Here is a 25,162-nt window from a genome sequence, read left to right on the forward strand (position 1 = left end):
GAATTTAAGCAATTTTTAATGTATTATTTTGCTTTAAGGAAATCAATAAATTGATTTTAATTAAGATGATTTAAGGTCTTTCGGTTCTTAATTTCACTAATATTAAATCATTCCGGAAGTTTAGTGAAATATTCATTTACTAAAGGAATCATCGATTTCGAAATATTATCCGTGTGAAAATTAATCAAAAGACCCTGAGGCTTTTTCAATAATTTCATATAAGTCATCAGTTGTGCCTGATGAACGGGTAATAAACTTTCAACCGTTTTGACTTCAATAATAACTGTGTCATTCACAAGTAAATCGATTTTCAGCGGAGTTTCAATTTCAATTTTTTCATAATTGATTTTGGTACTGATCTGTTGATCTACTATAAATCCTTTTTCTCCTTTTTCTTTTAATTCATATGCCAAACACGCTTCATAAACACTTTCCAACAGGCCAGGACCAAGTTCTTTATGTACTTTGATCGCGCAACCTATAATCTCATAAGAAAGCTGTGTTATTTGTGTTTTGGTCATCTTAATTTTCCTTATAAGAATTGATTTATCAATTCCTTAATTTTTACGCATCAAGAAATTAAAAAATTTTTAATTTCTTAATGTTTAAATATTTATCCTACAGATCCCTCCAGAGAAATCTCCAGCAACTTCTGGGCTTCAATGGCAAATTCCATCGGCAGTTTGTTTAAAACTTCTTTACTGAAACCGTTTACGATCAAAGCGATCGCTCTTTCCGTATCGATTCCCCTCTGGTTACAGTAGAAAATCTGGTCTTCTCCGATTTTTGAAGTGGTCGCTTCGTGTTCCAGCTGCGCCGTCGGATCTTTAATTTCGATGTAAGGGAAGGTATGCGCGCCGCACTCATTACCCATTAGCAGTGAATCACACTGGGAAAAGTTTCTTGCTCCCTTTGCGGAAGGCATCACTTTTACCAGGCCTCTGTAGGAGTTCTGTGATTTTCCGGCCGAAATCCCTTTGGATATAATCGTTGATTTCGTATTTTTTCCGATGTGGATCATCTTGGTTCCCGTATCGGCATACTGGTGATTGTTGGTTACGGCAATCGAGTAGAACTCTCCGATTGATCCGTCACCTTTTAAGATACACGAAGGATATTTCCAGGTTACGGCAGAACCGGTTTCCACCTGGGTCCATGAAATCTTGGCGTTTCTTTCGCAAAGCCCTCTTTTCGTCACAAAATTGAAGACCCCGCCTTTCCCTTCTTCATTTCCCGGATACCAGTTCTGAACGGTGGAATATTTAATTTCGGCATTATCCATAGCGATCAGTTCCACTACCGCAGCGTGAAGCTGGTTTTCGTCTCTCGATGGTGCGGTGCAGCCTTCGAGATAAGAAACGTAACTTCCTTCATCGGCAATCACCAGCGTTCTTTCAAACTGGCCTGTACCCGCCTGGTTAATACGGAAATAGGTAGAAAGTTCCATCGGGCATTTTACGCCTTTCGGGATATAACAGAAACTTCCGTCAGAAAATACCGCAGAATTCAAGGCAGCATAAAAATTATCGCCTCTCGGAACTACTTTTCCTAAGTGCTTTCTTACTAAGTCCGGGTGATTCTTGATTGCTTCGGAGATCGAGCAGAAGATGATGCCTTTCTCCATCAGGGTATCCTGGAAAGTGGTCTTTACGGAAACGGAGTCCATCACAATATCTACCGCAACACCGGAAAGCCTTTTCTGTTCTTCGATGTTGATTCCCAGTTTGGCGAAAGTTGCCAATAATTCAGGGTCTACTTCGTCCAGGCTTTCAAGCTCAGGCTTTACTTTTGGAGCGGCATAGTATCGGATAGCCTGGAAATCAGGCTTTTCGTATTTGATGTTGGCCCAGTCCGGTTCGGTCATTTTCAGCCAGATCCTGAAAGATTCCAGGCGCCATTCCGTCATCCATTCCGGTTCTTCTTTTTTGGCAGAGATCGCGCGGATGATGTCTTCGTTCAATCCGATAGGGAATTCTTCGTAATCGATTTTGGTTTCCCAGCCGAATTCGTATTTTTTATTTTCCAGATCGACTCTTAGGTCGTCTTCAGTATATTTATTCATTTAATTTTTTTAAGATTTCAGAAGTTGGTTTTCAGATATAATATTCTGTATAACTCCCAATGTCTTTATTAAAGAGAAAAACTTTCACCGCATCCGCAAGTTCTGGACGCATTGGGATTGTTAAAAACAAATCCTTTTCCGTTTAATCCTCCCGAATATTCAAGAGTGGTTCCTGCTAAATAGAGGATGGATTTTTTATCTACAACAATTTTAATGTTATTGTCTTCAAATATTTGATCAGTGTCTGTTTTTTGGTTGTCAAACTTTAAAACATATTCTAAACCAGAACATCCTCCGCTTTTTACCCCTACTCTTACAAAGTCTTCTGTAGGGTTAAAGCCTTCTTCTGTCATCAGCTGAATCGCTTTTGCCTTCGCTTGGTCTGATACTTTTATCATTGTATTTATTTAGAATGATTTAATGATGCAAAAATACGAACTAATTTCCGCAATCTCAAATCGAAGATGTCTATTTTAATGATTCTGTTCTTTATACATCTTCTTTTTATTTCAGGTTAATGTTAAAAGTCCATAAAATTCCTGCCGAAACTCGTTATCATCCAGATTTGGTTTAACTTTGAAATACATTTTTCATCTATAAAGAAAATAAGCAGTGAAACAAAAATTACTTGGTTTTTTGGGAATGTTTTTAACGGTTTTTTCTTATGCGCAGACGACGAGATATATCTACGAAACATCTGTAAATCCGGATTCGATCAATCTGGTAAGTATGAAGACGGAACGTACTTTTCTGGATGTGAAAGGAGGCAGGTCATTGTTCATCAGCGAAAGTAAACTGATTAAAGATTCTCTATTCGCTTCTTTTAAACCGGAAGAAAAAGAAATCCGGAAAAAAGAGGAAAAAGATTTTTCCAAACCGGGAAACCGGAAACATTTTGAGCCTACTTTCTTTGAATATTTTATTATCAAAAACATTCCGGAACAAAAAGTGTCTTACTATGATAAAGTGGGAGGAAAACAAATTTATTATATAGAAGACAGGCCTGCAAAATGGGAAATAACCAATGAGACCGAAAAGCAGAATGGATATCAGGCTCAGAAAGCACAGGCAAATTTCGGAGGAAGGATCTGGACTGCCTGGTTTACGAAAGATATTGCTGTTTCCGACGGGCCCTACAAATTTTCGGGATTGCCGGGACTGATTGTGAAGCTGGAAGACGATAAAGGAGATTATAAGTTTGATTTGGTTAAAAAAGTGATCCTTAAAAACGCATTTGAAGAACCTGTACACTCTGATGCAAAACAGAGCACAAAAGCTGACTTTCATAGTGATAAAGCTTCGCTGGAACTGGAATTGATGAGGAACAGAAAATCCATGGCAGGAAACAATGGAGCCGGAATGGAGAATGCTGGAAATGGCGGAAGACTTGGTGGGGGAATGGGAGGAATGAACGGCGGCATGGGCGGAATGCAGGGTGGCGGTCATCGCGGCGGCAGAGGAATGCGTGGCGGCGGAATGGATGGCGGAAACAATAATTTGCCTGTGCAGAGTTCAGGAAGCATGGATATGCCTTTTGACATGGGAAATCAGAATCCGATAGAATTAAAATAAGATAAAATATAATATAAATGAAAAAATTAGCACTCATTGCTTTTGCGTTATTCATGCAGACAGCCTTTGCACAGGTGAACAGATTCGTGTATCAGGTTACCATGAAACCGGATGCATCTAATAAAGGCGATGTTAAAACAGAAAATGCCTATCTGGATATTTCTCCGGAAAAATCGGTATTCTATTCCGAAAACAGGATCAAGCGGGATTCCGTGATGAAAGCCACTTTCCAGAGCGGGGGTGCGAGAAGCTTCAACAGAGAGCAGATGGAAGGCCTGAGGTCAAACATCAATTACTCCATTGAAAAAGATAAGAAAAGCCAGAAAATTACCTTTAAAGACAGGATCGGAAGAGATGTCTATACTTATGAGGAAGACCGTCCGCTCAACTGGAAAATACTGTCGGAAACGACCAAAATCGGCGATTATAAAGTTCAGAAAGCTGAAACGGAATTCGGTGGTAGAAAATGGACGGCCTGGTTTACCACAGATCTGCCTTATCAGGATGGTCCGTACAAATTCGGAGGACTTCCGGGGCTTATTGTAAAAGCAGAAGATGATAAAGGCGACTACTCTTTCGATTTAATGAAAAATTATAAAATTGATGATTTTCCCGCGATGAACCAGTTTGGAAATACCATTAAAGTAAAGAGAGGAGATTACGTAAAACAGCAGAAGAAATTTCTCGAAGATCCGATGTCTTTCATGACGCAGGGTGGCGGTACACAGATAAGAATCGGCGGTGATGGTGGTCCCCGTGGCGGTGGTGGCGGTAATCCTCCGGCTGATTTCAGAAAGAGAATGGAGGAGAGGGTAAAAGATGAAGCGAAGAAAAACAGCAACCCGATAGAATTGCAGTAACATAAAAAACCTGAAGGAATTAATCTTCAGGTTTTTAATTTCTATAGATAGACAAATTATTTCAAAAGCTGATTAAAGGTATCGCCCTGCTTAATATCTCCGGTATTATACCCTTTCATAAACCATTCTTTTCGTTGCGCTGATGATCCATGGGTAAAGCTCTCCTGATTTACATACCCCTGAGACCTTCTCTGGATATTGTCGTCTCCTACAGCTTCCGCCGCTTCAATCGCCGACTGGATGTCTCCCGGTTCCAGAATATGCTCTCTGCTGTCGGTCTGTTTTGCCCATACCCCCGCGTAAAAATCTGCCTGAAGCTCTGTCGCTACTGAAACCCGATTCATTTCAGCTTCGGAATATCTGCCGCTTCTTCTCAGTTCATCTACCTTTTGTGTAGTCCCCAATAAAGTTTGAACGTGATGTCCCATTTCATGGGCCATAACATAAGCAATCGAAAATTCGGTAACTTTTGCTCCGAAACGCGATTCAAGCTCCTTAAAGAAACTCATGTCCATGTATACCGACTGGTCTGCCGGACAATAAAATGGCCCCATGGCAGATTGTGCTACACCACAGCCCGACTGAGTTGTATCTTCAAAAAGAATTACTTTTGCCGGCTTGTACTGCATGCCGTTTTCTGCAAAAATTTTAGTCCAGGTTTCTTCGTTTTCGGCAGTTACCATCTTTACAAATTCACGGATTTTCAGCTCATTCTGGCTCAGTTCACGCTGTTCGGTTCTGGCTGCGCCGGAACCTGCACCTGAAGAAAGAATGGAAGAGGGATCTCCTCCTAAGAAAAATATAATAGCAGCAATAATCAGTGTTCCCAGCCCGCCGCCTACAACGGCTCCGCCGCCAAGCCCGCGCCTGTCTTCCACATTATCGCTCCTGTCGTCAGTCCATCTCATAGTTTAATTTTTTTATAGGTTAAATTTAAAATTATTATCTTACTAAATAATTACTTTTGTGAAAAATTATGCCAAAGTGAGAAGAATTAAACAAATCTCTTTAATCATCCTTTTAGCAGGCGTTTTCTCCTGCAACGAAAAAGAATACAAGGAAGACGAAGTCAGCAGCATCGATAAAAAAGCTTCGATCGAAACGGAACTTTCAGTAGAGCATATCGATACGGCCGATGTGTTGGTCACCCGGCACAAAATCTGGAAGGATAAAAAGCTTTTTAAAGAAATTATAAAAAGAGATACGATCCCAGGTCTGGGCGATACACTGATGGAATCTGAAGATAAAGAGGGGGTTATTCATAAAGACCATACGAAAAAGGATTACGAATTTTATATCACGGTACAATAATGAAAAAATCGGGTTCTGTAAAATTGCTTTTCGTAACGGGAATCCTTGCGGCCTGTTCGCAGGAAAAACCCAAAGAGGATTGGAAGAATGAGAAAAAGGTCTACATGAGATCGGATACCACGGCATCCTATTCCAGGACGCATGGCTTTATGCCGGGCTTTTTCTGGTATCACGCGTTCCGGCCATACGGAGCTTACAGCAACGGAGGCTATCATAGAACAGGCTATTACAGCGACGCCATCAGTTCAAAATCGAATATCGGCAGAAGTTCTTACAAAGGAAGTGTAATCAGAGGCGGACTGGGAAGGAGCGGATTCAGGGCATCATCGTAATTATGAAAAGAACAGCATCACCATTCCGGAAAAACTGGGAAGAAAAGCTTGAAGCCTTAGGCTTCGGCTACCATTCCCTGGAAGGGCTTTACTGGGACGAAAGCCATTATTATGAGCTCTCCATGCAGGAGATCGATACGATTGAAAAAGCAACGGCCGAACTGTGGCAGATGTGCCTCGAAGCGGTGGACTATATCATTGAAAAAAACCTTTGGCACCGTTTCAGCATTCCCGAATGGTTTAGAAATTATATCGTCACCGGTTGGGAAGAAGACCATCCTTCAATATACGGAAGATTCGATTTCGGTTTTGACGGGAAAAACCTGAAGCTGCTTGAATTCAATGCGGATACGCCGACTTCGCTGTATGAAGCCTCCGTAATCCAATGGTACTGGCTGCAGGAAATGTTTCCGGAAAAAGACCAGTTCAATTCCATTCATGAAAAGCTGGTGGACTACTGGAAATATCTTACCAAATATATGAATCCGCATTATATCTATTTCGCTTCCCTTACGAATATCGAAGATGTGACGAATGTGGAATACCTTCGCGACTGTGCAACACAGGCGGGCTTCGAGACAGAATTTATTCCCATTCAGGATATTGGCTGGGCGGAAGAAATTAAGGAATTTATTGCCGGTGACGGTTCCATTATGGATTATATTTTCAAGCTGTACCCTTACGAATGGATTTTGGAAGACGGCTTCGGCGAGAAACTGGTCGAAAACGGATTTCGTTCCCAATGGATCGAGCCGGCCTGGAAGATACTTCTTTCTTCAAAAGCTATTTTACCCGTACTTTGGGAAATGTATCCGGATCATCCGTGTCTGCTGCCTGCTTATTTTGAGCAGAAAGACTTAAAAGATTTCGCTAAAAAACCGATTTATTCCAGGGAAGGTGCCAACATCACTTTATACAAGAATGGTAAGACTGCAGAAGAGAATTCAGGAGCCTATGGCAAAGAGGGCTTTATTTACCAGCAGTTATTTGATCTTCCAGACCTCGATGGGAATTATCCCGTGATCGGAAGCTGGGTAATCGGTCAGGAACCTGCCGGCATCGGCATCAGGGAAAGTGTTCACCTGATTACCAATAACCAGAGCCGTTTTGTTCCGCATCTGATCAGCGGTTGAGCATGTCCTTTTTCAGCCAGTAGGAAGTGGATTGGTAAGCGGAAATCGTGGCGTTTACCAGCTGCTTGTTCTGATCTTTTTCTTTTAGCGGATTTTCGTCAAAATAAAGGTTGAATTCAGAAGAAAGATTGTTTTTCTGCTGAACCAAAGAATATTGTTTCACTTTCCGTACCGGGGAAATGATGGTTAAATGATTATCCTTGATAAGACCCAAATCTTGGTAGGTTGCCACATAGGCCTTTGGCTGAAATTCTTTCGTGAAGACATCCTGGCCAAGGAATTTCGACTGATAATTAAAGTTCAAGAGGCCGAAAAGGGTCGGCATAACGTCGATCTGCGACATGGTTTGGGTAAACTTCTGAGGGTGGATAAAACCTTCAGAGAAAATCATCGCCGGAATACGGTATTTATCCATCGGAAGTTCCGTATCGCCTGCGCTGGAAGCGCAATGGTCGGCAATGACCACAAATACGGTATTTTTGTACCAGCTCTGTTTTTTTGCCATTTCAAAGAATTTTCTAAGGGCATAATCCGTATATTTTACGCCTCCTTCACGGGATTTGGCATCGCCGGGAATATCGATCTTTCCGTTCGGATAAGTGAAAGGGCGATGGTTGGAAACCGTCATCCAATGGTTGAAGAACGGCTTTCCGGATTTCGCTTCCGCATTCATTGTGCTGATGGCTTTTTTGGCCATGTCTTCATCGGCTACGCCCCATACATTGGCAAAGGTGATTTCTTCCGGGGTAAAGTTGTTCCGGTCTACGATGTCATAGCCGTTCCCTTTATAGAAATCCTCCATATTGTCGAAATAGCTGTAGCCGCCGTATAGAAATTTTACATCATAGCCTTTTGACTTAAAGACGTTGCCTGTAGTAAATTTATTTTTGTTATTTTCTCTTTTGATAATGCTTTCCCCGGCCGTTGGCGGAATGCAGAGCGTTAATGCCTCAAGTCCGCGGACTGTTCTGTTTCCGGTAGCATAAAGATTGGTAAACATCAATGATTTATCGGCCAGGCTATCCAGGAACGGGGTGATTTTCTGAGTATTCCCATAATGCGCCAGGAAATCCGCAGATAAGCTTTCAATGGAGATGAGCACCACATTTTTCTTCAGCTCCGGACCGGCAGCAATAATATTTCGTTTTAACGCAGGGGGCGCAAACTGGCTTAAAAAGTTCTTTTCTGCCTGCTGCTGATTGATTTCAGGGTAAAACTGGAAATAATCGAGTTCGTTGTGGGTAAACGCCCAGTAAAATTTCGGAAGTCCGTTCGCCTGGATTTCTTCCCCGAAAACATTATCACCTTTGATTTTTGTCGTAAAGCTCAATCCCAAGATGCTGATTCCGCAGAGAACCAAATAAGCGCCTATTAGAAGAGCCTTTTGCTTCAGATTGGGAAGTTCGGAAAGTTCGTTTTTTGTTTTCCGGTATATGAACACGGTGATTGTAAGGGTTACCGCAGCAATAACCAGGAATAAAGGGACTACGGGATAGCTTTCCATAATATTGCCGATAACTTCGTTGGTGTAGATGAGGTAATCTACGGCAATAAAGTTATATCTGAGACCAAATTCATTGTAAAAGAAATATTCGCTTACAGCGTTGAAAACAATCGATAAAACATAAATGAAAAGCGTGATAAAATACAGACTGTTTCTTATCTGACGACGTTTTGCCGGAAGGAAAAGCATCAGCGCAAAAAAGATGATCTTAATGCCGATGAAAGCCAACGCTATTTCCGCAACAGATCCTCCGTATTGTTTAAATATATTATTGGGAATAAGAAGAATATACAGAAACAACAGAACGAGGATGCCTAAAATGATCTGTCCGTATGGCTTCTGGTATTTTGAGTTGGATAGAAATAAAAAATACAGGGCCAGGAACGGGCAGATTAAAATAAAAACCAGCACGTCATTCAATACTCCGGTCAGCAGGATTTTCAGAATTTCAAAAATACCGAAACTTGCCGTTGTAATCGGATGGTATAAAAAAATAATTCTCGTAATAAGGGAGATCGTAAGGTATAGAGCCCCCAAATAGAGGAAAGGTCTGATTTTTTGAAGGAACATCTTTGTGAGCAGAATATTAATTTTTACAAAAATAAGTATTGGCTATTATCCTTTACCATAATTCCGTAAAATATGATAAAAATTAGAAACTTTATAAATGGTTAAAAAAACATTAAAAAATTAATATTATAACAGCTTAATTTTCATTCTTTTTTGTGGTATTTGCAAACAGGAAAGGACTATTTTTTATAGTCCTCAATATTTTGATACCAATTGGTATCATCTTATGAATGGCCAAAGCCGATATTCCCTTTTTTACCGGAAAGGTTTTTTCTGAAGTCGATCATTCTCAGGGCAGTAACGGCTGCCTCCACACCTTTGTTTCCCAGATCCCCGCCGCTTCTTGCGATAGACTGTTCTTTTGTATCGTCCGTTAAAACACAGAAGATTGTCGGGGTATCGGTTAAGATGTTGCAGTCTTTGATGCCCTGGGCTACTGCCGAGCATACATAATCGAAGTGAGGGGTTTCCCCGCGGATCACACATCCGATGGAGATTACCGCATCAAATTTACGCTCTTTGCAAAGCTGCATGCTTGCATAATTCAGTTCAAAAGCACCCGGAACCGGAAAAAGTCTGATGTTCTCAGGTTTTACGCCTTCCTTATGAAGAATTTCCAGGGCTGCATCACGTAAGTTATAGGTTACAAAATCATTCCACTCAGAAAAAACAATGCCGATAGAAAACTCATCGGCATTGGTTATATGAAGTGGCTTGTAATCGGAGAGATTAACTGTTGCCATTGTTTAGTAATATTTAGTCATTTCGATATAAGAATCCGACATTCCGTTGTCGTAGTCCTGGTATTTTTCGTCTATAGTAGCGAAATATTTTTTAGCGTCTGCATTTTTCTTCAATCCTAAAGCAAGAATTCCCGCTTTTCTTGTGAAATAATAAGTTGTATAAGGATCGTCTGAAGCAGAGGCTGCTTTATCCAACAACTGCAACGCTTCATCGTTTTTATTAAGTCCTGATTTCGCATCTGCCATTGCACCATATTTCATGGCCATCAGCGTTTTGTTATCCGATGAAAAATTATCCAGAAGGTCGTATGCTTCCTGGAATTTCCCTTCCTTGAATTTCAGAAGCCCCGCGTTGTAAGCAGAAAGTTTACCGATCGCTGTTCCGGAATATTCATCGTATGTTCCGAGGAAACCTGGATTTGCAGCAGATTTTCCACCCAGTGCTTCTTTGTCTTTCCCTTCGGCAAGATTTTTCTGAGCTGCCAGGAAGCTTTTTACAGCTTCAACATTTTTAGGAGCTACAACAAATTGTTTGTAACCGAAGAAACCCAGAACTCCTAAAACAAGTAATCCGAAAACAACCGCCAAAGGCTTTGAATATTTTTCAATGAATCTTTCTGTGTTTAAAGCTTCTCTGTCAAGATCTTTAAAAAACTCAACCGTTTCTTTTCCCTCTTGCTCGTTTGTAAGTTTTGCCATAAATTATTAAAAATTGAAATGCAAATTTAATTGTTTCTGAATGATTTACAAAATACTTTCTGTGTATTATTGAGGAAATATTATGAAATATCAGTCATCCGCTGCGGAATTACGGTTTTCTGTCATGAAAAATGCTCTATAAAACGGATTCATAGAGCATTTTAATCGTATAGTGAAAGGTTAATATTCTAAAATATGATAAACCTCTGCGTTGAATTTTTTCAGTTTTTCTTCTCCTTTCAGGTCTATTAAACCGATCAGAAAGCTGAACTGCGCAACGGTTGCCCCTTGCTTTTCCACAAGTTTGGCTGCTGCTTCGGTTGTGCCGCCGGTGGCCAGAAGATCATCATGGATCAATATTCTTTGCCCGGGTCTGATTTGTCCTTGGCGGGTCTCAATTACTGCGCTTCCGTATTCCAGGTCATATTGTTCCGAAATCACCGGAGGCGGCAGTTTTCCTGCTTTCCGGATGAGAATGAAAGGAATTTCCAGAGCCACTGCAATGGCAATCCCGAAAAGATACCCGCGGCTTTCGATTCCGCATACGGCATCTACTTTTCCTTTGCTCACTGCCGCCAGATCTGCAATAACCTCTTCATATAACTTTGAATCCAGGAAAACGGGGGAAATATCCTTAAACTGAATTCCGGGGATCGGAAAGTCAGGGATATTTTCGATAGTGTCTTCCAGTTTCCGGATTAATTCCTGTGATGCCATTCTTTTTTATGGATTGATTCTGTAGCTGGAAATTTTCCAGTCTCCGTTTACATTTTTAAGTCCGAAGGTTACTTTCAGGGCTGTGGTCTTACCGCTTTTATCCGTCACGTCGTAGGTTGCATTTACACTTGCGGAATTGGTATTGGCAGCGTTGGTGGTAATATTTTTTACGCTAACATTTTTCACCGATCCGAAACCTGAAGTAGGATTGGCAAAAGATTCATAGCTTCCCCAGTTTGGATTGCTGGCTGCGCTGTAAGCGGCTTTCAGATTCTGAGCACTAACGTTGTTTAAAAATCCTGTTACCGTTGTTTTAGGATCTGCTGCCGGCTGCTTCGGGGTGGCCGGTGTTGCAGCCGGAGTCGTAGCATTGGGATCGGTACCGGTTGCCGGGATCGTGGCATTGGGATTGTTCGGATCGATTACTGCAGGGTCCTGGGGCGCTGCCAGGGAATCCACTTTAGGTGGAGCAGGAACTTTCAGCAGGTCAGGATTTACATCTAATCCTACTTTTGTCATCTTGAATGTTTTCGCCGTTGTTTTTACGGAAACGGTGATGTCTATTTTGTTATCCATTACCTTGGCTGCCGGAATGGAAGAGAATTTTAAATTAAATCCTTTGAAATTATTATCCTGCATTAGGTTTTTTGCCGTTAATAATTTTACGCCGTTGCTGAAGACTTCCAGGGTCGCTTCAAGTCCGGCTCCTGTAAAGGATACGGGATTTCCCGCATTGTCCACCAGCCTTGGGATAATCTGGATCGCTGTCGGTGCGCCCAGTCCGTCATCGCCGGTAGGTCTCGTTGTAATGCTTAAAGAATTTGCTTTTACGTCGTTCGCATCACTTTCTTTCGCCTTATCATCTCCGAAAATATTCATTTCTCCAAGAGACGGTGGAGCGGTACTGGCCCATTCGATTCCGTTTTTCTGGGCTACCTGGTCTGCCATGGCCATGATTTCAGGAACTTTCTTTCCGTCGATCAGCTGGCCAAGGGCTTTAAGTTCGGCAACGTCGCCGTCTGCCTCTACACCGAAAGTTTTTAATATGTAAAGAGCTTCATTAAATTTTATTTGTTTAATGGTCGAAAGACTGGCCGTCATATCATTGATACTCGACTGTAAGGTTTTGGTATTAGTAGCATCTACATGATCTTTCTTGCATGCTGTAAACAACAACAGGCTGAAGATGAGTAGAAAGGACAATTTTTTCATTTTTTTCCGTTTGCCACAAATTTAGTAAAAACCGTTTATGTGTACGTGTTTTTATTTTCTTTTTATTTATTCGTAATGGCAAGCTCAATGCTGTTGTTGTTTTTTGCAATGTGTTCCTTCATTTGTTTTTCTGCATCCCTCATTTCTTTCGACAGGGAGAAGTCATCAGATATTTTTACATCTGAGGGAATCTGGCCCATCATCTGTCTGATCCCTGCAAGGGGATCTTTTTTATGTTGGTCGTATTTTTCCGTAAACTTTTCTTTTGTGATTTCTTTGGAAGCAAATAGTCCAGTCTGTTTCATTAATCCTTCTACCGCTGAAGCTTCCGCGATATGATCTGTTTTCCTGTTGCCTTTCAGTTCCCAGGAATAGTTCCCTGCTTCATCGCCGATTTTTACAATTAATCCCGGCAGCCCGTAAAATTTATATGGCCCGTCTTGGAAAGGGATTTCTGTGGTAAACCAGGCAATCCATTTTCTTCCGCCGAAATCGGTTGTTGCTTTCTGTGTATTATATATCCCTATTTTTTGTTTCTCCTCTGAAATTTTCCAGATCAGGCTTGGATTTTCGCGGTAGGAATAATAATCCATGCCAATGCGGTCCTTATACAGCACTTCATGGATCGGGTAGCTTTTTGCAATCTGATGCATAAATTGCGTACGTCTATTACCCATTCTCTTGAAATCCGGGAATCCCGTATTTGAAGCTTCTTTTATAATTACATTTGCTATCGAATCCATCTGAATGTTTGTATAGGATTGATAGAGGGATCTGTTCTGATCAATATCTAAAACCATCATTTCTTTTTCCAGCTTAGCAGAATCCTTATTGGGTTTATAGGTTAATTCATAGAAAAACCGGTTTGCCGAATTCTGTGCATTGAATAAAACCATTGTCGTAATCAGAATGACTTGTAATACTTTTTTCATAGTAGAAGTTTTTAGATGGTTACATTAATTTTTGTGTAAAGAGCATTAATATTTTGTTTTTCTTTCAGTTCCCTTTTTAAGAAAGAATCAAGAGCGTCCTGCATATCCGGAAATGAAGGATTTTCCCAATATTTTGAGATATAATAGCTTTTGTCGAGGTCGAATTTTACTTCATGCTCATACTTGTTGTCACCGGAATTGAATGCAGTCGGATAAAAATTAGTATAAATGTTAACGACGTTATATATCGGTTCTTTTTTGTATTTCAGCTTCATTGATGAAGTTTCTCTGTATTCCAGCAGATCTTCCAGTTGTTTTGATGACTTCCTCGTATAGATGATATCGGTACTGTTTCTGACATCAAAAAGGTGGTAGCCGAATATTGCGAAGCCCTTTTCCTGAAGACGTTCTTCTTTAATTTCAATTTTATCTTTTTCTCCATTCCCCGATTTATAGAAAACCGGGTTTTTGGTCTTTTTGTGTGAGTTAATATTTACCAGTCCTTTCATTTGAGGAACATGCATATAAATGGCATAATCCCAGGAAGAAAATTTCTGGGGATCCCATTCCGGTTTCGGCATTCTGAAAATACGGTATTGTTCGATCCGGGTGCTTTTCAGTTTTTTGGTTTTACGGTCAAAAATATAGGTGATAATTCCATCGGCATATCCGTGTATGGTGTTGTTGAGCGTGGCATAAGTGGTAAAATTTCCTTTCATATAAAGGTACTTCCCGGGTTTATTTCTTCTGATGGGTATAGTATCAATGTTTTTTGCCGGTTTATTGATTTTAGTGATGGGCTGATCGAAATCGTAAGCCATAGAAACTTTTGGCAATGATAAATCGTTTTTTTCAGAAACGGAGGTGATGCTCCGTGCATGGATCAGGCTGTACAATGTGATCATTAAGAATAGCAGTGTACTTTTTTTCATAGGATATTATTTATTGTTGATTGAATATATATTTATAATGACAACTTTAGAATCAAAAAGGTTTCAAAAAATAAATATTTATTGTTAATAAAAAAGACCGATGAACATCATCAGTCTTTTCAGTTATATCCCGATGTATTCTATAAAAGGATATTTAAAATTTTAGGTATTTAGGAAATCTTTTCGGAGCATTTTTTTAAAATTAATGCAGAAAAGACTGGCCTATTACTTTTGATTGGGCTTTTCTTTCAGATCTTCTTTGAAAAAACTGCCGAAAACAGGCTGCATATTCGGGAAATCAGGGTCTTCCCAATATTTTGAGGTGTAGTGGCTGCTGTTGATGTCAAACTGCATCTTCTCCATTTTCTCATTACCGAAGTCTATATCAATAGGATAAAAATTGTTGTAAATGGCAATGTCGTTATATTGAGGTTCGCTTTTATGTTTTAATTTCAGAAATTCGATACGGCTGTATTCCAGAAGATCTCTGAGTTCTTTTCGTGAATTTGGGACAAAGGCAAGATTCAGAACATTTTTAGCATCAGAAATACGGTATCCGAATAATCCAATTTCTTCATCATTGGTTACTTGGGATAGCTCGATCTGATCTTTCTTTTCGCTTTTCATTTCTTTGAAAACAACATCTTTCATGCTTCTGTACTTATCAACATTTTCGATGTTTTTTAGTCTCGGAATTTTTAAAAACATTCCGTAATCCCAGGAAGAAAGTTTTTTACGGTCCATTTCTGCATTCTCCAGCCTGAAGATCCGGTACTGTTCAATGCTGGTGCTTTTCAGTTTTTTTGTTTTGTTGTCAAAAATATAAGTTATGATTCCGTCTGCATAGGAATTTAATTTATTGTTGAGGGTAACGTAAGCATTGAAGTTTCCTTTCACAAAAATATATTTTGCCGGCTTTTCCTTTTTGATCACAACAGCTTCTATGTCTTTAATGCGGTCATTAATTTTAATTATGTCCTGATTAAAATCCGAATAGGATAATGTGGCTACGGAAACATTGTCGTAGACCAGCTGGAATTTTTCCTGTTCTGGTTTTATCAGTTGCTTATCGATTTTACCTTCAATATCCGAATAGGCAACGATGCTTCCGTCTTTCCCGAAAACCGAAACTTTGGCCAGCGGTTTATTGGTTTTTTCAGAAATGAAAGTAATGCTTTGCGCGTAGGCGATATTCAATAATAAAGCAAAAAAGAATAAAAAGAATTTTTTGATCATGGCGGTTTTGGTTTTAATTAATATTTACCTTAAAATAATTTACTTATTCTTAAGACAACCAAAACAGGAAAAAGGTTGCACGATGCTTTAAATTTTTTTCATTCAATACAAAAAAAAGACTGATCATAACGATCAGTCTTTTGGTTTATCTTTAATCAGTATTCCTTAGAAAGGATACTCATAAATTTCAGATTCGTGTAAGTAAGGGTTTCCTGTTGGGATAAGCTTAAGTTTAGATAACGCAGAAAGCACGGTAAACATAAATAATCCAACCACGAAAAGGATAGCTCCTAAAATCAGGATGAATACTTCAGGAGTTTTCCAGTATGGTCCTACCGTTCCCGGCATTACCATATTGAAGTAATCGAGGATATGCCCGCAGATCACTACGATCGCCATAATTGTCACCACTTTGTAGTTTCTCTTGATGCTGCTGCTCACCAATACCAATAACGGTAATAAGAAGTTTACAATTAGCATCGGTAAGAAAGTAGGAGAGTAGTGCTGGAATCGTCCGAAGAAGTAGTTTACTTCTTCCGGGATGTTCGCATACCAATACAACATGAACTGTGCAAACCAGGTATACGTCCAAAGCATACTTGTAGCAAATAAGAATACCCCCAGATCGTGTAAGTGGTTATCGTTGAATTGCGGAAGGAATCCGTTTTTCTTCAAATAAACACTTAAAAGAATGATCATGGCAATACCGCTGGAAAGACAGCTCACCATAGAATACCAGATATACATAGTAGAATACCAGTGAGGGTCGATAGACATCAACCAGTCCCAAGCCCAGGCTGCAGAAGCAAATCCGAAGAATGCAATATATCCTACTGCCCATCTGTAAAGCATCTGATATTCTGTTCTTGATTTTGTTTCGTCAACCTTTTTAGACTGAGCTTTCAGCTTCCATGCGAAGAAAGATGCTCCCAATACATAGATGAAAGTTCTTACGGCATAGAAAGGAATATTTAAGAAGATTCTCTTTTCAAACAGGATCACATCGAAATGAGGTGACTCAGGATTGGTCAGTTCCGGATCCATCCAGTGGAAAAGGTGTCCCTGGTGGGTAATATTCAAAAGCATCAGAATGATCAGGATTGCACCCCCGTAAGGAATGTAAGATGCAATTGCTTCCATTACCCGGGTAATGATAATCGGCCATCCTGCGTGGGCCGCATGCTGAATAGAGTAGAAAAACAATACGCAGCAGCTTACGCCGAAGAAAAATACAGCTACAAAATGTATGGCCGCTAAAGGCTGGTTGTGTACCTGAAGTTCAGCATGCTCAAGGTGAGCCGCATGATCTTGGGGACCTACCATTTCACTTGAGTGCGTAGGCGCATCATGACCGGAAGCATGAACCGCTTCCATCATGTGTTCTATTTTCTCCGTAGAAATTCCTTTGTTTAAAAAGAAACCGATACCAAACAGAACTAAACCTACAACAAGAAGGATTATAGAAGTTGATTTTAATTTTGGTGAAAAACTATACATTTCTTTTCTTATTTTTTAGTTTCGGTAGTCATTTCTGGTTTCGCAGTAGCGGTTGCTGGTGCTGCTGTTGCAGATGCCATTGACGCCGTAGCGGTTGCAGCAGCAGGTGCGGCAGCGCCTTTCTTAAAGGCATTTATCACATACATGGCTACTCTCCATCGGTCTCCTGCATTCAGTTGTCCTGCATAAGATCCCATCGCGTTTCTACCGTTTGTTATTACATAATGAACGGATCCTACAGTGATTTCTCTGTCAGCATAGTTAGGCACACCAGAAAAGGCGCCGGACTGTACGATCGGTCCTTGTCCGTCTCCTCCCACACCATGACAGGCAGCACAAGTATGCTCAAACAATATTTTCCCTCTTTCAAGATCCTTTGCCGCATTGGCCGGGTTTAAAGGAGAAGTGGTCATTGTTTTGGATGCATCGTAACCTGCGTTATATTGATCCGGATTTTTAGGAAGCAACGCCTCTTCAAAAATACCGTCTTTGTTCTGTGCCACGGATCCTTCTACAGGGGTAAGCCCTGTTGCTCCGTTATTTTTTACGAAAGCGGGGATTTCGTTTTCATGATCAGAGTAAGCATCCTGAGCTTTCATCAATGGATCGTAAGCTACCGGAAAATACATATCCGGGAAATATACCAGCGGTGTATTGTCTTTCGGTCCGCAAGAGTTAAGTAAAACTGTTGTTAAACCTAAAACTGCTGTAATTTTTAATACATTCTTTTTCATTTTAAGCATCTTTAACAGTTATTTCTTCAACTCCAGTTTCAATAAGCAACTGTTTTACAGATTCCACATCTTCAGTTACGAATTCCATCATGAATTTATCGTCGGTTGTTCTCGGATCCGGATTTTGTGCCGGTGCTCCGGGATACATTTTATTTCTTACCAGGAACGTCAATGACATCATGTGGGCGGCACAGAATACCATAAGCTCGAACATAGGTACTACGAATGCCGGCATGTTATGAGCCCAGTCGAAAGCAGGTTTACCACCGATATTCTGAGGCCAGTCGTGATTCATCACATACCAGGTTAATGTAGCTCCGATCGTTACTCCGTAAAGAGCGTAAAGAAAGGCGGCATCAGAAATTCTTGTTTTCTTTAAACCTAAAGCTTTGTCTAGCCCGTGAACCGGAAACGGAGTGTAAACTTCGTTGATTGCGATTCCTTTATCGTTGAATGCCTTAACGCCGTTCATCAAATCGTCGTCGTCGGCATAAAGTCCGTATACAATTTTAGTGGTGCTCATCTCCTTCTTTTGCTTTATAAGTTTCACCTGAGATTTTCAAAATCGATTTTAATTCGGCCTGTGCGATTACAGGGAATGTTCTTGCGTACAATAAGAATAATACGGAGAAGAACCCGATTGTTCCTAAGTATACCCCCACATCAATGATGGTCGGCTTAAACATCGTCCAAGATCCAGGTAAGTAGTCTCTTGAAAGGTTGATTACGATAATGTCGAAACGTTCGAACCACATCCCGATATTGATGATCAGTGCGACAATGAATGTCCAGATAATGTTCGTTCTCAGTTTTTTGAACCAGAAAGAAGCCGGAACTACAAGGTTACAGATGATCAGTGACCAGAATGCCCACCAGTAAGGACCTACGGCAGCACCCGGAGAAAGATAGGTAAAGTCTTCAAATCTTGATCCCGAATACCATCCGATGAAATATTCCGTAGCATAAGCTACCGTTACCATACCACCGGTTAAGATGATTACGATATTCATAATTTCGATGTGGTACATGGTGATATAGTCTTCCAGGTGACATACTTTTCTTGCTACCAACAAAAGTGTCTGTACCATTGCGAATCCTGAGAAAATCGCACCGGCAACGAAGTAAGGAGGATAGATCGTAGAGTGCCATCCTTTAATTACCGACGTGGCGAAGTCAAAGGATACCGTGGTGTGTACCGAGAATACAAGTGGTGTCGCCAATCCTGCAAGAACCAAAGAAAGCTCTTCGAATCTTTGCCAGTGTTTTGCTTTACCTCCCCAACCGAAGGCAAGGAATGTATAAATCTTTTTAGTCCAAGGTGTTTTTGCTCTGTCTCTGATCATTGCAAAGTCAGGAATCAATCCCATGAACCAGAATACCGTAGATACGGAGAAATACGTAGAGATTGCAAATACGTCCCAAAGTAGAGGAGAGTTGAAGTTCCCCCAAAGAGAACCGAACTGGTTCGGTAAAGGGAATACCCAATATCCTACCCAAACTCTACCCATGTGGATTACCGGGAAGATGGCCGCCTGTACTACCGCGAAGATCGTCATCGCTTCCGCAGATCTGTTTACAGACATTCTCCAACGCTGTCTAAATAATAATAATACCGCTGAGATTAGTGTTCCGGCGTGACCGATACCTACCCACCATACAAAGTTAGTGATATCCCAACCCCAGTTAATAGTTCTGTTAAGTCCCCATGCTCCAATACCTGTTCCGATCGTGTAGGCGATACACCCGAATCCATAGATGAATAGAACCAGGGCTGCATATAGTGAAACCCACCATAGTTTGCCTGCTCTTTCTTCGATAGGTCGTGCGATATCTTCCGTAATATCGTGATAAGTTTTGTGACCAATAATTAGAGGTTCCCTTATCGGAGCTTCGTAATGTCCTGACATTTTTTACCTATTTATTATTTAAACTTTATTTTTCTACTCTGTTTCTTACTTTCGTATGATAGAACACATTTGGTTTGGTTCCGATCTCTTCAAGTAAATAATATCTTCTGTTATCAGCGTATAATTTTCTGATTTCAGATTCTTTGTCATTCATATCTCCGAACTGGATAGATCCTGTAGTACAAGCTTTTGAACATGCTGTCTGGAACTCTCCGTCTTTTACGATTCTACCTTCTTTTTTAGCTTCAAGAATAGTAGTCTGAGTCATCTGGATACATAGTGAACATTTCTCCATTACCCCTCTCGTTCTTACCACAACATCCGGGTTCAGTACCATTCTTCCAAGATCGTTATTCATGTTGAAATCGAACTTGTCATTCAGGTTATACGTAAACCAGTTGAAACGTCTTACTTTATAAGGACAGTTGTTGGCACAATATCTCGTACCGATACATCTGTTATAAGCCATATGGTTCTGACCTTGCTTACCGTGTGAAGTTGCCGCTACCGGACATACAGTTTCACATGGTGCGTGGTTACAGTGCTGGCACATTACCGGCTGGAAGATTACATCCGGATTGTCAGCAGGGTGATTTAATGCACCGCCTTCTTTGTTGAATGCTGTTCCGTACAACTCAGGAACGGCCATTCCTTCTTTCAATCCTTCGTATACTTCTACTTTCTGTCTTGCGGAATAGTAACGGTCGATTCTTAACCAGTACATATCTCTGGACATTCTGATCTCGTCTTTTCCTACTACGGGAACGTTGTTCTCTGCCTGGCAGGCGATGATACAAGATCCGCAACCGGTACACGAGTTCAGGTCGATTGACATGTTGAAGTGAGGACCGTCGGTATCATCAAAAGCATCCCAAAGATCGATTTTTCTCGCTGGAAGTGCACCGCTTATGGTGTGGTACTCCAAAGGCTTGTTCCATCCTTTATGTTCATCATCGAATGCTACGTTTAAGAAATCAGCCAAAGGAACTTCTTTAGCAATTTCGTAACGTCCCATTAATGTATTTTGAAGCTGAATCCCTGCAAATTCGTGATCTTCTCCGGTCTTTTCGATTTTAACGTTGGAAACTGCCAGGTTGGAACCGTCGAATAAAGGATAAGCATTTACCCCTGTATCTGCGGTAGCTCCTGAGTTTTTCTTACCGTAACCCAGTGCAAGACCTACTGATCCTTCTGCTTGTCCCGGCTGAACAAATACAGGAACATCTTTGATGGTTACTCCGTTTACAGTAAGGTTAACGATAGAACCGTCAAGCTGCATTCTTGCATTAAGATCGTTGTCGATTCCTAATCTTTCGGCATCTTTCGGAGACATCGTCAGGTAGTTATCCCAGGACATTCTCGTAATAGGGTCCGGTAATTCCTGCAGCCAAGGGTTGTTGGCCTGTGTACCATCTCCCATTGCCGTTTTCGTGTACAATACCAATTCCAGGTCGGAAGATTTGAACCCGCTTACTTCGGCAACAGCCTGGGCTCCGTTTCCTCCTGCATAAGACAACATGGTGTTGTTATTTGAGGAATTGAAACCGTTATATAAGGCTTTATTGAAAGAAGTTGCTCCTAAAATAGAAGAAGCACTTGCTTTTAAATAGTCGTAATAGTTGTTGGCAGCATTGTTTTTACCATTTTTCCAAACCAATAGAGATTCTTCGATCTGTCTTGATTTGTAGATTTTCTGGATGGTAGGCTGCATCAAGGAATATACACCGCTCTGAGGTTCGATATCTCCCCATGATTCCAGCCAGTTGGCTACAGGAATTACCGCTTTCGCAGCTTTGTACATTTCATTTTTCTTATCGGCAACGGCGATTACATAAGGAACTTTAGCCAAAGATTTTTTGAAATCTTCTCCTTTGTAATAAGAATAAATCGGGTCTACATTGTTTGCGATCAATACGCCAACCTGACCTGCATTTACCCATCCCAGGAATTCCTGGAATCTTGCCTTATCGAAATCTTTTAGGAAGTTCGCCTTTCCTGTAAACGCTACTGATCCTAATTTCTGGTTGATTAAGTGGGCTAAAACCTGAGCTCCCTTTGAACCGTCGGCAAAAACAACTGCTTTGCTTCCTTTCGTCTGAAGTTCTTTTGCGATTTCATTAGCCGTTTTATCGGAAGAACCTCCGCCAACGATTGCGTTGTATACTTCAACCAAGGTTTTGTTCACCTGGCTAGGCTTCAGTCTGATTCTTTCGTCGGAGTTAGCACCTGTTAAAGACATATTGGATTCCACCTGGATGTGTCTCAACATGCTTTGTCCCGGTTTTCTGGCTGCAGCGTAAGAAGATTCCAGACCTCCTCCGTTGTAGTCTCCTAAGAAATCTGCCTGGAAAGCTACTACCAGTTCAGTTCCTTTAAGGTCATAAACCGGCAATGCTCTTGTTCCGAAAACTTCCTGGGCTGCGTCCAGTCCTGCAGCATATGGATATGCATCGTAGGTTACCAGTTCAGCAGTAGGATATTTTGCTTTAAATTCAGCGAATAGTTTTTTGAAAGTAGGGGAAGCGAAAGAATGCGATAACAATACGATTCTTTTTCCTGCAGCTTTAGCTTCTTCCAATCCTTTGATGACATAGCTGTCTACTTTGTCGAAAGTTTCGTCTTTCCCTTCAAATTTAGGCTGCTTTACTTTATCGTTATCGTAAAGTGAAAGTACGCTGGCCTGAGCTCTTGCGTTGGTCTTCCCTAAATCGCCCGCTGCCGGGTTCGGTTCTATTTTGATCGGTCTTCCTTCTCTTGTCTTTACCAGAACGCTTGCAAAATCGAACCCGTCGAAATAAGTGGAAGCATAATAGTTTGGAATCCCCGGGATGATGTCATGCGGCTTTACCACATAAGGAATCGTTTTGATTACCGGAGCTTCACAGGCAGCCAGGGTTACGGCTGCTGTAGAAAACCCTAATAGTTTTAAGAAATCTCTTCTTGAAGTACCGGAACCGTTAGTTTCCGCGTCTTCAAGGAAATCTTCTACAGGAATTTCTTCCTGGAACTCTTTTTGAGCCAGCTTATTGTTTAAAGCCGGATTTTTAAGTTCATGAATACTTCTAAATTGTATTTTGTTTGAAGCCATTTGATACTTCTAATTTTTAGTTATTAATAATGACATTTACCACACTCAATACCTCCAATTGCATCTACCGTAATCTTACCACCGTCTTTAGGGTACTGTTTTTTCAGCTTGTCGTGTAGATTTTTGAAGTATTCTTTATTATAACCGTTGTTCATGTCAACTTCTGTTGTTCTGTGGCATTCGATACACCATCCCATTGTAAAGTCGTTTGCCATCTGCACCACGTTCATGGTATCGATTTTTCCGTGACATGCTTTACATACAACATCGATTTTGTTGTCAGGATTCTTTTTGTTGAAAGAGTTGATGATCGCCTGTTCTCCTGCTACTACGTGCTGAGCGTGGTTGAAGTATACGAAGTCCGGCATGTTGTGGATTCTTGTCCATTCAACCGGCTGTGTTTTTCCGGTGTACTGCTGTTTTGCAGGATCCCAGCCTGTAGCCGCATAGATCTTCTGGATTTCCCCGTCGTAGAATGCTTTGTCTTTTCCTGGCTCCATATAGTGCTCCGCGTTGTATTCGGAAATTGTTCGGTGACAGTTCATACAAACGTTCATTGAAGGAATTTCAGATACTTTTCCGTATTTGGCACTGGAGTGACAAAGCTGGCAGTCGATTTTCTGTTCACCAGCATGGATTTTGTGGGAGAAATAGATCGGCTGCTCCGGCTTGTAACCTTTGTAAACCCCGATCCACATCAGCCAGTTCCATACACCGTATGCTGCTAAGATCGCCAGGATGGCGATTAAACCTTTACCGATATAGTGGTATTTCTCGTAGATTTCGCTGAAAGATTTTACCCTCGTTTCATTAAGTCCTGCAAGATCCTCAGACTGGCCTAATTTTACCAATTGTCTCAGTTTTACTAAGATCCAAACCAAAAGACCTGCAATTGCTAAAAGGGAAATGATTACTACGTTCGTAGTGGTAGAACTTTGCGGTGCTGCATTTGCCGTTCCGGCTGTTGCGTCTTTTGCAGCGTCCGTTTTTGCCGGCTCCGGTGCCGGAGGATTAGTGGTGTACGCTAAGATGTCGTCAATATCCTTATCGGTAAGATTCGGAAAGACCTGCATCTCCGTTTTGTTGAACTTCTCAAAAATTTCATTGGCGTACTTGTCTCCGGAAGCTCTAAGCTCCTTGTTGTTTTTGATCCACTTGTGAAGCCAGTCCTTGTCTACGCCACCTTCTGTCTTTACCCGTTCTACAACGCCCTTCAGGGGTGGTCCTACAACTTGTTTGTCTAGTGCGTGACATGCAGTACAATTCGCTTTGAAAAGCTTTTCACCATTCTTAGGATCGCCGTCCTGCCCGTAAATTGAAGCACTGGTTGATAACAATAAGCCTATTGCGATCAACGTTTTTCTATAATGCTTTCTCCAACTAATCATTTAAATTATCTTATGTTAGTAAATATTGAACATTCAATCAATCCCGCAAAAATAATATTTTTAACAGGAATTTAACGGTATATAGAAAGGGGAAAATGTCATTTCCATTTAATTTGTAACTATTCTAAATAACTGAATTTGGTATAATTTTTTAATTTGTCTACATTTGCGCAAACAACTTTAAATGAAAAATTTGATTAAAATATTTTCGATCCTGCTTTTGTCTTCATTTTACCGTATTGATGCACAACAGGTTGTCAAAAAAGATACGCTGGCAGGTACTGAACTTACAATGACGATGGATTCTAAAGTAAATGCGGCTCTGGAAAGTATTGAAGATAAGTGTTCAAAAAGCTCAGCTTCAGTGATTTCAAGAGATAGTGATGATGATTATGCGTCCTCAAAACCTACGAAGATTTATGTTCCCAACAGAGAGCTTACCAATGCTGAAATCTGCAGGAAAAATCCAAGAATTTTAGGGTATAAGATCCAGATCACCATCGTGAAAAGCAATGAAGAAGCCAATGAAGTGAAAGCCTATTTCAGAAAACGTTTTCCTAACCTCAAAGTAGAAACGGATGCGTCTCTGAGACCCAATTATAAAATTCTGGCAGGAAGCTATTTCACGAAACAGAGTGCCGCTTCCGACCTTTCCAGGATCAGGGAATATTTTAAATCGGCAGTAGCGGTTCAATACAGAATTTTCTGTGCGGAAGCAAAATAATTTAATATA

The 25,162-nt window shown here is 40.8% G+C and carries 24 protein-coding genes; 6 read left to right on the forward strand and 18 right to left on the reverse strand.

Annotated elements, in window-relative coordinates:
- Window positions 1-107: 107 nt before the first annotated feature.
- The 3 genes from ACED20_RS08315 to ACED20_RS08325 form a co-directional block, all read right to left on the reverse strand.
- Window positions 108-521, reverse strand: a complete 414-nt coding sequence (locus tag ACED20_RS08315; protein WP_294238014.1) for a GxxExxY protein — start codon at window positions 519-521, stop codon at window positions 108-110.
- Window positions 522-613: 92 nt separating this feature from the next.
- Entirely contained in the window at window positions 614-2,062 is a 1,449-nt protein-coding gene (gene sufB, locus ACED20_RS08320) for a Fe-S cluster assembly protein SufB (protein ID WP_294265026.1), read from the reverse strand.
- 68 nt (window positions 2,063-2,130) lie between these two features.
- On the reverse strand, window positions 2,131-2,460 hold the full coding sequence (locus ACED20_RS08325; protein ID WP_294202037.1) for an iron-sulfur cluster assembly accessory protein: 330 nt from the start codon (window positions 2,458-2,460) through the stop codon (window positions 2,131-2,133).
- 214 nt (window positions 2,461-2,674) lie between these two features.
- On the opposite strand from ACED20_RS08325, the gene ACED20_RS08330 reads away from it, so the two are divergent.
- Complete coding sequence (locus tag ACED20_RS08330; protein WP_294291709.1) at window positions 2,675-3,634, forward strand: GLPGLI family protein; 960 nt, start codon at window positions 2,675-2,677, stop codon at window positions 3,632-3,634.
- Window positions 3,635-3,651: 17 nt separating this feature from the next.
- Window positions 3,652-4,494 carry a GLPGLI family protein gene (locus ACED20_RS08335; protein ID WP_294310132.1) on the forward strand — a complete coding sequence of 281 codons (843 nt, stop codon included), beginning with the start codon at window positions 3,652-3,654 and terminating at the stop codon, window positions 4,492-4,494.
- A 56-nt stretch (window positions 4,495-4,550) separates the two neighbouring features.
- Here ACED20_RS08335 and ACED20_RS08340 read toward each other — a convergent pair whose 3' ends face one another.
- On the reverse strand, window positions 4,551-5,402 hold the full coding sequence (locus tag ACED20_RS08340; protein WP_345766770.1) for a neutral zinc metallopeptidase: 852 nt from the start codon (window positions 5,400-5,402) through the stop codon (window positions 4,551-4,553).
- 76 nt (window positions 5,403-5,478) lie between these two features.
- Between ACED20_RS08340 and ACED20_RS08345 the strand changes: the two genes are divergently transcribed.
- Genes ACED20_RS08345 through ACED20_RS08355 form a run of 3 tightly spaced genes read left to right on the forward strand, consistent with a single transcriptional unit; the run spans window position 5,479 to window position 7,270 of the window.
- Window positions 5,479-5,805, forward strand: a complete 327-nt coding sequence (locus tag ACED20_RS08345) for a hypothetical protein (protein WP_294229601.1) — start codon at window positions 5,479-5,481, stop codon at window positions 5,803-5,805.
- Entirely contained in the window at window positions 5,805-6,137 is a 333-nt protein-coding gene (locus ACED20_RS08350) for a hypothetical protein (RefSeq protein ID WP_294220129.1), read from the forward strand. The genes ACED20_RS08345 and ACED20_RS08350 overlap by 1 nt, the downstream gene beginning before the upstream one ends.
- A 2-nt stretch (window positions 6,138-6,139) precedes the next feature.
- A complete protein-coding gene (locus ACED20_RS08355; protein ID WP_378104165.1) occupies window positions 6,140-7,270 on the forward strand; it encodes a glutathionylspermidine synthase family protein in 1,131 nt (376 codons plus the stop codon).
- On the opposite strand, the gene ACED20_RS08360 is transcribed toward ACED20_RS08355, so the two are convergent.
- The 14 genes from ACED20_RS08360 to ACED20_RS08425 form a co-directional block, all read right to left on the reverse strand.
- Window positions 7,260-9,344: an LTA synthase family protein gene (locus ACED20_RS08360; RefSeq protein WP_295220877.1), complete on the reverse strand. Its 2,085-nt coding sequence runs from the start codon at window positions 9,342-9,344 to the stop codon at window positions 7,260-7,262. The genes ACED20_RS08355 and ACED20_RS08360 overlap by 11 nt on opposite strands.
- 224 nt (window positions 9,345-9,568) lie before the next feature.
- Window positions 9,569-10,087 (reverse strand): 6,7-dimethyl-8-ribityllumazine synthase, encoded by a 519-nt coding sequence (gene ribH, locus ACED20_RS08365; protein WP_149247885.1) that lies wholly within the window; start codon window positions 10,085-10,087, stop codon window positions 9,569-9,571.
- A 3-nt stretch (window positions 10,088-10,090) separates the two neighbouring features.
- A complete protein-coding gene (locus ACED20_RS08370) occupies window positions 10,091-10,786 on the reverse strand; it encodes a tetratricopeptide repeat protein (RefSeq protein ID WP_294202048.1) in 696 nt (231 codons plus the stop codon).
- 180 nt (window positions 10,787-10,966) lie between these two features.
- Entirely contained in the window at window positions 10,967-11,503 is a 537-nt protein-coding gene (locus tag ACED20_RS08375; protein ID WP_294293097.1) for an adenine phosphoribosyltransferase, read from the reverse strand.
- A gap of 6 nt (window positions 11,504-11,509) precedes the next feature.
- Window positions 11,510-12,715, reverse strand: coding sequence for a hypothetical protein (locus ACED20_RS08380; protein WP_294202050.1), 1,206 nt, complete (start codon window positions 12,713-12,715; stop codon window positions 11,510-11,512).
- Between the two features lie 62 nt (window positions 12,716-12,777).
- Window positions 12,778-13,647 carry a GLPGLI family protein gene (locus ACED20_RS08385; RefSeq protein WP_378104166.1) on the reverse strand — a complete coding sequence of 290 codons (870 nt, stop codon included), beginning with the start codon at window positions 13,645-13,647 and terminating at the stop codon, window positions 12,778-12,780.
- 11 nt (window positions 13,648-13,658) lie between these two features.
- Window positions 13,659-14,579: a hypothetical protein gene (locus tag ACED20_RS08390; protein WP_378104167.1), complete on the reverse strand. Its 921-nt coding sequence runs from the start codon at window positions 14,577-14,579 to the stop codon at window positions 13,659-13,661.
- Window positions 14,580-14,804: 225 nt separating this feature from the next.
- A complete protein-coding gene (locus tag ACED20_RS08395; protein WP_345766760.1) occupies window positions 14,805-15,815 on the reverse strand; it encodes a hypothetical protein in 1,011 nt (336 codons plus the stop codon).
- Between the two features lie 165 nt (window positions 15,816-15,980).
- The gene (locus ACED20_RS08400; protein WP_294333955.1) at window positions 15,981-17,312 is read right to left on the reverse strand and encodes a quinol:cytochrome C oxidoreductase; all 1,332 of its coding nucleotides are present in this window, start codon (window positions 17,310-17,312) and stop codon (window positions 15,981-15,983) included.
- Between the two features lie 8 nt (window positions 17,313-17,320).
- Window positions 17,321-18,055, reverse strand: coding sequence for a cytochrome c (locus tag ACED20_RS08405; RefSeq protein WP_294202055.1), 735 nt, complete (start codon window positions 18,053-18,055; stop codon window positions 17,321-17,323).
- The gene (locus tag ACED20_RS08410; RefSeq protein WP_089693017.1) at window positions 18,048-18,569 is read right to left on the reverse strand and encodes a DUF3341 domain-containing protein; all 522 of its coding nucleotides are present in this window, start codon (window positions 18,567-18,569) and stop codon (window positions 18,048-18,050) included. The genes ACED20_RS08405 and ACED20_RS08410 overlap by 8 nt, the downstream gene beginning before the upstream one ends.
- The gene (gene nrfD, locus ACED20_RS08415; protein ID WP_294221021.1) at window positions 18,556-19,953 is read right to left on the reverse strand and encodes an NrfD/PsrC family molybdoenzyme membrane anchor subunit; all 1,398 of its coding nucleotides are present in this window, start codon (window positions 19,951-19,953) and stop codon (window positions 18,556-18,558) included. The genes ACED20_RS08410 and nrfD overlap by 14 nt, the downstream gene beginning before the upstream one ends.
- A gap of 25 nt (window positions 19,954-19,978) precedes the next feature.
- Window positions 19,979-23,041, reverse strand: coding sequence for a TAT-variant-translocated molybdopterin oxidoreductase (locus tag ACED20_RS08420; protein WP_378104168.1), 3,063 nt, complete (start codon window positions 23,039-23,041; stop codon window positions 19,979-19,981).
- A 23-nt stretch (window positions 23,042-23,064) separates the two neighbouring features.
- Window positions 23,065-24,429, reverse strand: coding sequence for a c-type cytochrome (locus ACED20_RS08425; RefSeq protein WP_294234816.1), 1,365 nt, complete (start codon window positions 24,427-24,429; stop codon window positions 23,065-23,067).
- A 184-nt stretch (window positions 24,430-24,613) separates the two neighbouring features.
- Here ACED20_RS08425 and ACED20_RS08430 point away from each other — a divergent pair, with 184 nt between their 5' ends.
- On the forward strand, window positions 24,614-25,153 hold the full coding sequence (locus ACED20_RS08430; RefSeq protein WP_294234814.1) for an SPOR domain-containing protein: 540 nt from the start codon (window positions 24,614-24,616) through the stop codon (window positions 25,151-25,153).
- Window positions 25,154-25,162 lie beyond the last annotated feature (9 nt).

This window comes from Chryseobacterium sp. sg2396, from assembly GCF_042610505.1.
In the GTDB taxonomy this organism is placed as follows: Bacteria; Bacteroidota; Bacteroidia; order Flavobacteriales; family Weeksellaceae; genus Chryseobacterium.